Raw genomic sequence first — 10,714 nt, 5'->3', positions numbered from 1 at the left:
GCGTACCCCGGTCAGTCTTCCGGTTGCGTCCGCGCCAACCCTTCCGCCAGCATTCTCTGGACCAACCGTATCCGCGGGCTCAGGTGTAAATCCTCATGCGTCACAAGCCAGATTGGCACTACGATAGGCGGCATGTCCGGCAAGAGCCTGACCACCCCCGGAGTGCGTTCGGCCACTTCGCGCAACATGGGGGCCACACCTATACCGCGTCTGACCATCTCCCAGATCACTACTGATGAGTCGGACATCAAACGGAAATCAGCGACATCCATGGGGATGCCCACATCCCGCAGATAGCCAACAAAGCGCCCGACATCATCAAACCCGATCATGGCAGTGCTTGCCAGTTCCTCTGGCCGTGTCGGCAGTCCGTTACGCCTGATCCAGTCCACCGACGCATAGAAATGCGCCTCCGTGTCCCGGACATGCTGTCCGATCAAGCCCGATCGTGCAGGCGGCTGATGCCGGATCGCTATATCGGCCTCGCGCCTGTGCAGATTGCTCAGTTCATTCGAAGCGGTAATCACAACCGTTATGTCTGGCGCTTCGCCCCTGATCTGCTCCACCATCTCTGGGAGGATATGCACGGCGTAAGTGTCGGTGGCAGAAATGCAGACTCTGCCGCGGATCTCCTGCACGCGACCGCTGGCCGCCAGAACGCCGGATTCCGCTGCGTCGGCCATCGTGCTTATACGATCGCGCAACTCTGCCCCCGCGATCGTGAGCATAAGCTTGCGGCCTACCCGCTCGAACAGTTCCACGCCCAGCCCGGCCTCAAGCGCAGCAACCTGCCGCGACAATGTGGGTTGTGTCAGCCCGAGCTGGCGTGCTGCCGCCGAAAGAGACCCGGTTGTCGCGGTCTCATGAAAAGCGCGGAGATGGTTCCAGTCTATTGCCCTCATGCGTCAGTGTATATCATGCTTACATTTTTCAGCAATTGCCATGTTTTGTGCATATGCTATGCCGGAAAACTGAAAGGAGGCCCCTCATGACCGCAACAGAAGATGCCCGTTTCTGGGACAAGGCTTCACGCAGATATGCCAAGGCGAAGATCTCCGATCTGGAAGGGTACGAGCGGTCGCTGGAACGGACCCGCGCCCTGCTCGGCCCGGATGACCGGGTGCTGGAACTTGGCTGCGGCACAGGAACAACAGCCCTGCGGCTTGCGCCACATGTGCAGAGCTATCTCGCAACTGACATCTCCGGCAAGATGATCGCGATAGCGGTGGGCAAAGCCGCAACCCACCCTGCCGCTGCCCTGACCTTCCGCACTGCGACAGCCGAAAGCTTGGCATCGGGGGAGACCAGATACGATGCCATTCTGGGGTTCAATTATCTACACCTCGTCCGCGAACCGGAAACCACGTTGCGTAACATTCATGGAATGCTCCGGCCCGGGGGGCTGTTCATCTCCAAGACCCCTTGCCTTGCGGACATGAATTTTCTTCTCCGAAACGTCTTGCTACCATGCATGCGCGCTGTGGGGCTGGCGCCGTATGTCGCTGTCATGAACGCAGACACTTTGATCAGGCTGGTCGACGCGACTGGTTTCGAGATACTTGCCAAAGAAAGCCACGCAGCCAAAGGCAAGGACGCCCGCCCTTTCATCGTGACGCGCAAGACCTGATGTGACAGGTCTGCGCACTGGGTGTACGGTCTGAGCGGTCGTCAACTGCCAAGGTCATGCGTTGGTACCTGACATGTGATATCCGCCAACGACAACAATTGTGCAGGGATCAGGCTCAGAACTGAACGACTATGCCTCCCCCCGTTCCTCTGATTGGTGTTCTGCTAGCGCTCGAAGCGGCAGCGCGTCCTTCCCATTTGGCACGCTGATGCCGTTGTCGCAACGCTACTCCGTGCAATGAACCCTGCTTTGCGTCAGACGACGAATACCATCTCAGCCATCGTGAAGGCGCATCCTTGGGGTTCCAATCGCGGACGGGGTGGTCCCGGAATGGCGCCCGGCCAGTGTTACAAAGCTGTTGCGGGCCACCAATTGCGACAAGGGGTGCCCCAGTCCGGCGCTTTCTGCAACCGACCACGGCGGTGACGTGGGTGCGGTCTTGGCGTGGACACGCCTGTTGTTCAAGCCAGATCGCGCACCCTGGCCAGCACTGTGCCCTTGCCTTGTCGCTCGAACCTGGTTGCGTTCGGATCAAGGTTTGGCTAGTTCGTGAAACACCGGTCGCAGCCTACCCGGTTAACAAAACAAGGACTGAAAACATGAAGACGATTGTCATCTGCTCCGGCGGGCTGGACTCCGTGTCGCTCGCCCATCTGGTCGCGGAGCAAGGCGCCCTTTCCCGGTTGGTGTCTTTTGATTACGGTCAGCGCCACCGCAAGGAACTGGAGTTCGCTACTGCCTGCGCCCGTCGTCTGGCAGTACCGCATCACCTGATCGATATGCGCGGGATCGGAGCCAGTCTGACGGGGTCTGCCCTGACAGATAGCATTGATGTGCCGGACGGCCATTATGCCGAGGAAACCATGAAAATCACGGTTGTTCCCAACCGCAATGCCATAATGCTGAGCATCGCCTATGGCATAGCTGCAGCGAACGGGGACGATGCAGTCGCGACTGCTGTGCATGGTGGTGACCACTTTATCTATCCCGATTGCCGCCCGGGCTTCACCGAAGCCTTTGACAAGATGCAGCGGGCCGCGCTGGAAGGATATGCGGAAGTGGCGCTCTATACGCCGTTTGTGCGGCGCACTAAAGCCGATATCGTGACCGAAGGCGCGCGGGTGAAAACACCCTTCGGCGAAACCTGGTCCTGCTACAAAGGGGGCGCACAGCATTGCGGGCGTTGTGGCACCTGTGTTGAACGGCGCGAAGCCTTTTATCTGGCAGGTATCCCAGATCCTACAATCTATGATGATCGTGATTACTGGCGGCAGGCAATATCCAGCCGGGAGGATGTATAATGTACCGGATCAGCAAAGAGTTCCATTTCTCCGCCTCGCATCGTCTGTCGCATTTGTCACCGGATCATCAGTGTTTCCGGCTTCATGGCCACAACTATATCGTGGTGGTGGAGCTGGCAGCGTCCGAATTGAACGCTGACGCCTTTGTGCGCGATTATCACGAGCTGAAACCGCTGAAGGATTATGTAGACAACACATTCGATCACCGGCATCTTGATGACATTCTGGATGTGCCTTCAACCGCAGAGAACCTTGCCAAACATTTCTATGACTGGTGCAAGGTCCGTTGGCCGGAAACAGCATCTGTGAAAGTGTCAGAGACGCCAAAGACCTGGGCCGAGTACCGGCCATGAGCCTGCGCATAGCCGAGATTTTTGGCCCCACCGTTCAGGGTGAAGGCGCGCTTATTGGCGAGCCTACCGTCTTTATCCGCGCGGGCGGCTGCGACTATCGCTGCAGCTGGTGCGATTCATTGCATGCAGTTGATACCATCTATCGCCATGACTGGGCGAAAATGTCGGCGGACGACGTTTGGGACCGGGTGCGCACCCTGTCTGGGGGGCAACCCCTGACAGTGTCATTGTCGGGGGGCAATCCCGCTATACAGGACTTTGCCCCGGTCATCATGCGCGGCAAGTCCGAAGGCTACCGCTTTGCCTGCGAGACCCAAGGCTCAATCGCCCGGCCGTGGTTTGCCGATCTGGATACGCTTGTACTCAGCCCCAAACCACCCTCAAGCGGTGAGACTGTGGATTGGCAGGCCTTTGCAGAGTGCAGGGATGTGGCAAGCCACGGGCCGAAAGTCGTGATGAAGATCGTTGTGTTTGACGATGCGGATTACACGTGGGCCAAAGCCGCCGCCACACGGTTTCCCGACCTGCCACTTTACCTCCAGCCAGGAAATCCTGACGTCGATCCTGATCACCCGGTAGATTTACAGGCTTGCGCGGATCGGTTGCTGTGGCTTGTTGAAAGGGTAATGGATGACAAATGGTTCATGCCCCGCATTCTTCCGCAGCTTCACGTACTCATCTGGGGCAACAAACGCGGTGTTTGACCGGCCCCCTAGAAAAGGAAAAGAGCAATGACAGAAAGTATCTATAGCGGACTTCAACAGTTGGGCGGGACAACTGAACTTCCATCAGGCCCCGAAGCCGCAATGCTTGAGCGGGTGAAAAATCCGCAGGCCGACACGTCCTATAACGTGCGCTTTGTGGCGCCGGAATTTACATCGCTGTGTCCAATGACGGGCCAGCCCGATTTCGCACATCTGGTGATCGACTATGTGCCAGCTGAATGGCTGGTCGAAAGCAAGTCGCTGAAGCTTTATCTTGGGTCATTCCGAAACCACGGGGCTTTCCACGAGGATTGCACAGTGTCGATTGGTCGGCGACTGGCGGAGTTTCTTGAACCTGCATGGCTGCGGATCGGCGGATATTGGTACCCAAGGGGTGGTATTCCTATCGACGTGTTCTGGCAAAGCGGACCTATGCCTGCCAATATCTGGGTTCCTGATCAGGGCGTACCGCCCTATCGCGGGCGCGGGTAAACATGCGGGTCTGATTCAGTCCATCTGCGTTTTGGGAATCAGCCTCACGTTGATCGAAAATGAAATACATTCACGACTCTTCCGGGCGCATTTCTGTCGCAATTTTGTAAAGCAGGAAGGCCGCTTCTGCGAATTTGCTGCGGCTCCAGCAGTCAGCATCATCATTGAGTTCGGCAGGGGGAGGCGAGGAGGTCTCCGCCGATATTTTCCAGGCAGCGCGCAACCGTCTTGCTTCAAGACCTGGGTCATCCTGTACAAAGTGAGCCTGACTCCCTATCGCGAGAAGTGTCAAATAGCGCGGACAACCTACCAACACTTATCGCGAGCATTTACGCCTGACGACCGACAAATTTTCAGGACGAAACGGCCATAAGCACAACCGATATTCGCCTCAATCGTCGCGCGCCCAATCCATTCTGATATCGGGCACCTTCTCTTCGTTGTTCTGTCCATCAGTAAACTCGCACTCACAAAACCCGTGCTTAGAGTAGAAGTGCCGCGCCCTTGCATTCTTTTGGAACACCCAAAGCTGAAGATAACTTAAGTCAGACCTTGCTGCTTGCAGCAGCTTGGTGCCAAAGCCAGATCCCCAACGGTCCGGAGTAATATAGAGATGATTCAGCCATCCTTGATTCACTGAAATGAAACCGACAGCGTGTACGCCCTCGCGGGCGATCAAGACCTTCTCCACAGGAAGGACCATGGTCTTGAAGTACCAAATATCCTCTTCTGGAGTGTGCAGTACCGGAAGCCAAGGCATTGCTTCCTGTCTGGAAGTCCGATGTATCTTCGCTATCGTTTTCGCGTCAGCAAACAATGCCTCTTCAATGATCATTTGGCGTTGGCCATTCCGTTGCTGATGGTGCCACCAAGAGGCTGAGGCTTCTTTGCGGCATGATCAAGGGAAAACAATGACCTGCTGCTGGCTCTTCCCGTAGTCCGTCAGGGACAAAACTCAGGCATATTCTGTCCCTGACCAGAGCGCCCTCTGGCCACGCAGTCAGGTGGGTTTTTCTTTGCGCCAGCGACGCAGTATTCTGGCCTTGATCTGTTGTTCGGGCAGTACCAGCACCAGCCCGGACAGGATTATGACCACCGCCCCTGCCAACATGGCCAAACGCGGAATGTCGCCGAAAAATATCCAGCCAAGGATCACGGCCCAAAGCAACAATGTATACTGCAACGGTGCAATCAGGGCGGCATCGGCCAGTTTCAGCGCGCGGTTCACGCATAGATGTGCCCCCATCGCCACAACGCCGACCAGCGCCAACAAGCCCCAGTCAAACACGCCGGGCATGGACCAGCCCACAGGGGCCGCAACAACACCAGCGACACCGGCACCAATCAATTGCCAGAACACCAGCGTCATGTCGGGCGTGCCACGCAAATAGCGCCCTGTAATCATCATCAACGCAAAACACAGTGACCCGATGATGGCCACAAGACTGGCCAGCCCTGCCCCTTCGCCACTGGGTTTCAGTGCAATGAGCACACCAACAAACCCGAACACAACCGCACCCCAGCGCAAGGGGCTGACGGATTCGCGCAACAACAAGGGCGACAGCACTGCCACATAAATGGGCGCAGCCAGCCAGAATGTCATTGTGTCGGCAAGCGGCATGTGACGGACCGCGAAATAGAAGCAAAACACCTCGGCGGTGGACAGGACAACCCGCGCAAACTGCACGGCGGGGCGTTCAACATGAAACAGCCTGCGAAACCCGAACGCATACAGAAACGGCAACAACACCGCCAAAGCCGCAAGGCTGCGGATGGCCAGAACCTGTCCTACCGAATAGCTGCTGACCAGCCATTTCCCCAGCGCGTCATTGGACGCAAAAAGGAACATGCCCAGCAGCATCAAGGCCAGACCAACCAGAGTCGGGTTCATGCGGGTCATCGCATCACATCATTTATAAAGAAAGTGTCAAAACATGTGGGGGACTGCGCCCCCCACATGCGGATCAAACCGACTTATTCGCCGCGCAATTTGGCAAGTTCTGCCTGCATCATATCGATCACGTCGATGCCGATGGACTCGGCGTGCTTTTCATACACACCTTCAACAGCGGCACGAATGCGGTTCAGTTCGGCCCCGTCCAGTTCATTGAACGCCATGCCGGCTTCCTGAACGTTGTTCAGTGACACATCCGACAATTCACGGCTGACGCTGCGCTGAACGTCACGGCCCACCACAGCGCAATCGCGCAGGATTTCCTGCTCGGTTTCCGAATAGGTGTTAAAAATCGGAGCTGAGAACAGGACCATGAACGGCGTATAGGCATGTTGCGTGGCCGACAGATAGTCCTGCACTTCATAGAATTGCGATGTGTCAATCGTCACGTAGGGGTTTTCCTGTGCGTCGATGGCGCGGGTTTCAAGCGCAGTGAACACCTCGCCGAAGGCCATAGGCGTGGCATTGGTGCCAAGCGCCTGGAACGTATCCAGGAAGATGTTGTTTTGCATCACACGCACGCGCATGCCGTCAAAATCTTCCAGCCGGGTGATGGGGCGCACCGAATTGGTCAGGTTGCGGAACCCGTTTTCCCAATAGGCCAGATTGACCAGACCGGAATTTTCCATGCGTTCTGCAATGAAATCCCCGAAATCGCCATCCAGAATGGCATCGGCTTCATCCGCATCGGAAAACAGGAACGGCAGGTCGAATACCCCCAGCGCCGGTTCAATACCGACCAGTGGCGAGGATGACGTCACAACCATTTCCTGCGTGCCCGACCGCAGCGCCTGCGTTGCCGTCAGGTCGTCGCCAAGTGCCGAGGACCAGAACGCGTTCAGCGTCCATGCGCCGTCTGTGCGTTCGGTCATACAGGCGCGCATGGCTTCAACACCATCGCCAACGGGGTGGGATTCCGCAACGCCATTGGACACTGTAATGGTGCGCGTGCTGATATCTGCCAGCGCAGGCATTGCAACACCCGCAACAAGCGCCGTTGTCAGGGTTAGTTTTGTCAGGGTTTTCATGGTCTTTCCTCCCATAGTGAAAACAGGTTTCTTCTTCTCAGCGCAGCCATTGCAGCGGCACCAGAACAAGTTCGGGGAATGCGATCAGCACCAGCAACACGCCCACTTGCGCTGCAAGGAAGGGCAACACGCCCCAGATCACCTTGCCCAAGGGCACGCGCGCCACACCGCTGACCACATTCAAAACAACACCCACCGGCGGCGTCAGCAGGCCAATGCAGGTGGTCATCACGAAAATGATCCCGAAATAGACCGGATCAATTCCAGCCGCACGGATGACCGGCATCAGAACCGGCACCAGAATCAGGATCGTCGGCGCAAGGTCCAGAACAGTGCCAACCACCAGCACAAGAAGTACGATCACCAGCATCAGCAGTTTCGGGTTGTCCAGAACCGGCCCCAGAAAGCGTGTGATTTCTGCGGGGATATTTGCGCGCGTGATCAACCATGATGTGACCAGCGCCGCAGCAACCAGAAACATGACAACAGATGTGGTTTTGGCGGCATTCAGCAACACATGATACAGATGCGCTATTTTCAGTTCTCGGTAGACAAACATGCCCACGAACAGCGCATAAACCGCAGCAATCACCGCCGCTTCGGTAGGGGTAAAAATGCCAAAGCGAATCCCCCCAAGAATGATGACCGGCATCATCAATGCCCAGCCAGCCGCTGCCGTGGCGCGCAGGCGTTCACGGCCCGAACACCGCGGCAGCGGTTTTACATTTTCGCGCCGTGCCACAATCAGCCATGCAATGATCAGCGATGCCGCCATCATGATGCCGGGCACGATCCCGCCCATGAACAGCGCTGTGATTGACACGTTGGCCGCAACCCCGAAGATGATGAAGGCAATGGATGGCGGGATAACAGGCGCAATCACGCCGCCTGCGGCCATCAGCCCCGCAGCGCGCGGCACGTTATAGCCCGCCTCGCGCATCATCGGGATCAGGATTGCCGCCAACGCCGCCGAATCCGCTGCGGCCGACCCCGAAAGCGATGCCATCACCACTGCCGCAATCACCGCAACAATGCCTAGGCCCCCGCGTATATGGCCCACGCAGGACACAGCAAATGCCACAATCCGCTTGGACAGGCCGCCCGCATTCATCAGTTCACCCGCCAACAGAAAGAACGGGATGGCCAGCAAGGTAAAGGAATTCGCCCCGGTCACCATTTGCTGGCTGATGATCTGCGGGTTGAACAACCCCATCCATGTCATCAGAACGACCGCGCAGAACATCAGCGCGAAAGCCACCGGAACCCCCAGTGCCAGCCCGAAAAACAGTGTTCCCAAGAAGATCAGAAGGACCATTAACGCTGTTCCTTCTGTTCAACTTCTTCATACTCGCCGGTGAATCGGGCCATTTCATGCGGGGGGGTGCGCCCTGTAATCGCGCGCACGATCCGCAACAGCGCCATCAACGCGATGCACCCACCGGTCACATAGGTAATTCCATAAACCCAGATCATCCGCAGCCCCACGACCGGCGCGGTCATTGATGCGTTGATCGGGTGCTGCACCCATGTGCCCCAGAACAGCACAGACGCGCAAAGCAGAATGACAAGATTGGTCAGCGCCAGACACACCCTGCGCCCGACAGGCCCAAACATACGCACAACGGTTTCAACGCCAATATGATTATATTCGCGGAATGCCAGAATCGCGCCGATGAACGCCAGCCAGACGAAGAAATAGCGCGACATTTCTTCGGAGAAATTCCAGCCACTGTTGAAGCCGTAACGCAGAACAACATTGCCGAAAACCATGACGGTCATACCCGCGAGCAAAGCCACAAGGGCAAATTCACCCAGTCGGACGGCCAGCAGTTCGAGTCGCGCCAAATATTTCACAGGCCCCTCCCGGTTTGGATGATCAAAGCTTGGGTCCAGCCATTAATCGGTTGTGATTGCCTAAATGAAAGCGTATATCATTGTCAAATACCAATTACATTATTCTGGATGCAGGCTTGCACTAATGAGAGAGAAAAATGCACAAAAGAAGGCGATAAAGCTATCTGATGTTGCGCTGCGTGCCAATGTAAGCGTTGTCACTGTATCGCGTGCGCTGCGCCAGCCGGAACTGGTCTCACAGAACACGCGCGACAAGATTGCGGATGCGGTCAAAACGCTGGGATATGTTCCTAATCCAGCCGCGCAGGCGCTTGCATCTGCGCGTTCGCGCTTGATCGGCGTGGTCATCCCTTCGCTAACCAACCAGATTTTCGCGGACTTGCTGCGCGGCGTCATGGATGGGCTGGAGGGGACAACCTATATTCCGCAATTCGTGAACACCCGTTACAAGCTGACACGAGAGGAAGATCTGCTGCGTGTTTTTGCCACGCAACGTCCTGCTGGCATGATTGTGGCAGGTATCGATCAGTCCGCAGCTGCGCGCCAATTGCTTCAGGAAATGGGCTGCCCTGTCGTGCAGGTCATGGAAACGACACCGGACCCTGTAGATATGGTGATTGGCTGCGATCAGCAGGATGCAGGGCGGGCGGCAGTGCGCCATCTGATTGATCAGGGTTACCGTCGGATCGGCTTTCTGGGCGCGCGGATGGACCCGCGCGCGCAACGCCGCCTTGCCGGTTACAATGACATCATGTCCGCGCATGGCTTGTCCGATGATGCGCTTGTGATTACAACGCCCCACCCGTCGGCTTATTCCGTTGGCGGGCAGTTAATGGCCGATCTGCTGGCCAGCGCACCTGATGCAGACGCAGTGTTTTGCAACAATGACGATGTCGCCCTGGGGGCGTTGTTCGAATGCCAGCGGCGCGGGCTTCGCGTTCCCGAGCAGATGGGAATTGTCGGGTCCAATGATCTGGATGTCGTGTCTTGTTCGGTGCCGACCATCTCATCCGTGCGCACACACCGTTATGAAACCGGCCTTACGGCTGTGAACATGATAATGAATCACCTGAATGGCACTCCGCTCGAGCAACGCATCATCGATGCTGGCTATGACGTGATGGTCCGAAGCAGCACATCACGCCAGAAAAAGGGGGGATGATGCGATCCCCGATATAAAAGTTCCATAGCTGCGCCGATACCGCATGTCTGCAACCCGTCCAAATGCCCGAACGACCCAATTTACAAAGGCAAAACCGTCATGTCTGACACGCCCCCCCCCAAGAAGTACCGTTCACAGGAATGGTTTGACAATGCTGACAATCCCGGGATGACGGCGTTGTATCTGGAGCGTTATCTGAATCAGGAATACACGCGTGCTGAATTGCAGGGCGGGCGGCC

12 protein-coding genes are annotated in these 10,714 nt (G+C 56.8%); 6 read left to right on the top strand and 6 right to left on the bottom strand.

The genetic code is table 11. The annotated features are described in order from the left end of the window. Nucleotides 1-11: 11 nt before the first annotated feature. Entirely contained in the window at nucleotides 12-902 is an 891-nt protein-coding gene (locus PUT78_RS02455) for a LysR family transcriptional regulator (RefSeq protein WP_274350499.1), read from the bottom strand. Between the two features lie 86 nt (nucleotides 903-988). Here PUT78_RS02455 and PUT78_RS02450 point away from each other — a divergent pair, with 86 nt between their 5' ends. From PUT78_RS02450 to queF, 5 genes are all read left to right on the top strand, one after another. After that, nucleotides 989-1,627: a class I SAM-dependent methyltransferase gene (locus tag PUT78_RS02450; RefSeq protein ID WP_274350498.1), complete on the top strand. Its 639-nt coding sequence runs from the start codon at nucleotides 989-991 to the stop codon at nucleotides 1,625-1,627. 599 nt (nucleotides 1,628-2,226) lie between these two features. Then, nucleotides 2,227-2,928: a 7-cyano-7-deazaguanine synthase QueC gene (queC, locus tag PUT78_RS02445; RefSeq protein ID WP_274350497.1), complete on the top strand. Its 702-nt coding sequence runs from the start codon at nucleotides 2,227-2,229 to the stop codon at nucleotides 2,926-2,928. Next, entirely contained in the window at nucleotides 2,928-3,281 is a 354-nt protein-coding gene (locus PUT78_RS02440) for a 6-pyruvoyl trahydropterin synthase family protein (protein WP_274350496.1), read from the top strand. Before queC ends, PUT78_RS02440 begins: the two co-directional genes overlap by 1 nt. Further along, the gene (gene queE / locus PUT78_RS02435; RefSeq protein WP_274350494.1) at nucleotides 3,278-3,985 is read left to right on the top strand and encodes a 7-carboxy-7-deazaguanine synthase QueE; all 708 of its coding nucleotides are present in this window, start codon (nucleotides 3,278-3,280) and stop codon (nucleotides 3,983-3,985) included. The genes PUT78_RS02440 and queE overlap by 4 nt, the downstream gene beginning before the upstream one ends. A gap of 27 nt (nucleotides 3,986-4,012) precedes the next feature. Further along, on the top strand, nucleotides 4,013-4,477 hold the full coding sequence (queF, locus tag PUT78_RS02430; RefSeq protein WP_274350493.1) for a preQ(1) synthase: 465 nt from the start codon (nucleotides 4,013-4,015) through the stop codon (nucleotides 4,475-4,477). Nucleotides 4,478-4,868: 391 nt separating this feature from the next. Here queF and PUT78_RS02425 read toward each other — a convergent pair whose 3' ends face one another. The 5 genes from PUT78_RS02425 to PUT78_RS02405 form a co-directional block, all read right to left on the bottom strand. Beyond that, nucleotides 4,869-5,312 (bottom strand): GNAT family N-acetyltransferase, encoded by a 444-nt coding sequence (locus PUT78_RS02425; protein WP_274350491.1) that lies wholly within the window; start codon nucleotides 5,310-5,312, stop codon nucleotides 4,869-4,871. A gap of 165 nt (nucleotides 5,313-5,477) precedes the next feature. Further along, entirely contained in the window at nucleotides 5,478-6,377 is a 900-nt protein-coding gene (locus PUT78_RS02420; RefSeq protein WP_274350489.1) for a DMT family transporter, read from the bottom strand. 74 nt (nucleotides 6,378-6,451) lie between these two features. Next, nucleotides 6,452-7,459 (bottom strand): TRAP transporter substrate-binding protein, encoded by a 1,008-nt coding sequence (locus tag PUT78_RS02415; RefSeq protein WP_274350488.1) that lies wholly within the window; start codon nucleotides 7,457-7,459, stop codon nucleotides 6,452-6,454. 37 nt (nucleotides 7,460-7,496) lie between these two features. Further along, nucleotides 7,497-8,774: a TRAP transporter large permease gene (locus PUT78_RS02410; protein WP_274350486.1), complete on the bottom strand. Its 1,278-nt coding sequence runs from the start codon at nucleotides 8,772-8,774 to the stop codon at nucleotides 7,497-7,499. Beyond that, nucleotides 8,774-9,313, bottom strand: coding sequence for a TRAP transporter small permease (locus tag PUT78_RS02405; protein ID WP_274350484.1), 540 nt, complete (start codon nucleotides 9,311-9,313; stop codon nucleotides 8,774-8,776). Before PUT78_RS02405 ends, PUT78_RS02410 begins: the two co-directional genes overlap by 1 nt. 124 nt (nucleotides 9,314-9,437) lie before the next feature. Here PUT78_RS02405 and gntR point away from each other — a divergent pair, with 124 nt between their 5' ends. Further along, on the top strand, nucleotides 9,438-10,475 hold the full coding sequence (gntR, locus tag PUT78_RS02400; RefSeq protein ID WP_274350483.1) for an HTH-type transcriptional regulator GntR: 1,038 nt from the start codon (nucleotides 9,438-9,440) through the stop codon (nucleotides 10,473-10,475). Nucleotides 10,476-10,714 lie beyond the last annotated feature (239 nt).

Origin of the sequence: Roseinatronobacter alkalisoli (assembly GCF_028745735.1) — a bacterium.
In the GTDB taxonomy this organism is placed as follows: domain Bacteria; phylum Pseudomonadota; class Alphaproteobacteria; order Rhodobacterales; family Rhodobacteraceae; genus Roseinatronobacter; species Roseinatronobacter alkalisoli.
Note: the sequence above shows the minus strand (reverse complement) of the source record. Positions and strands in the feature narration are given on the sequence as shown.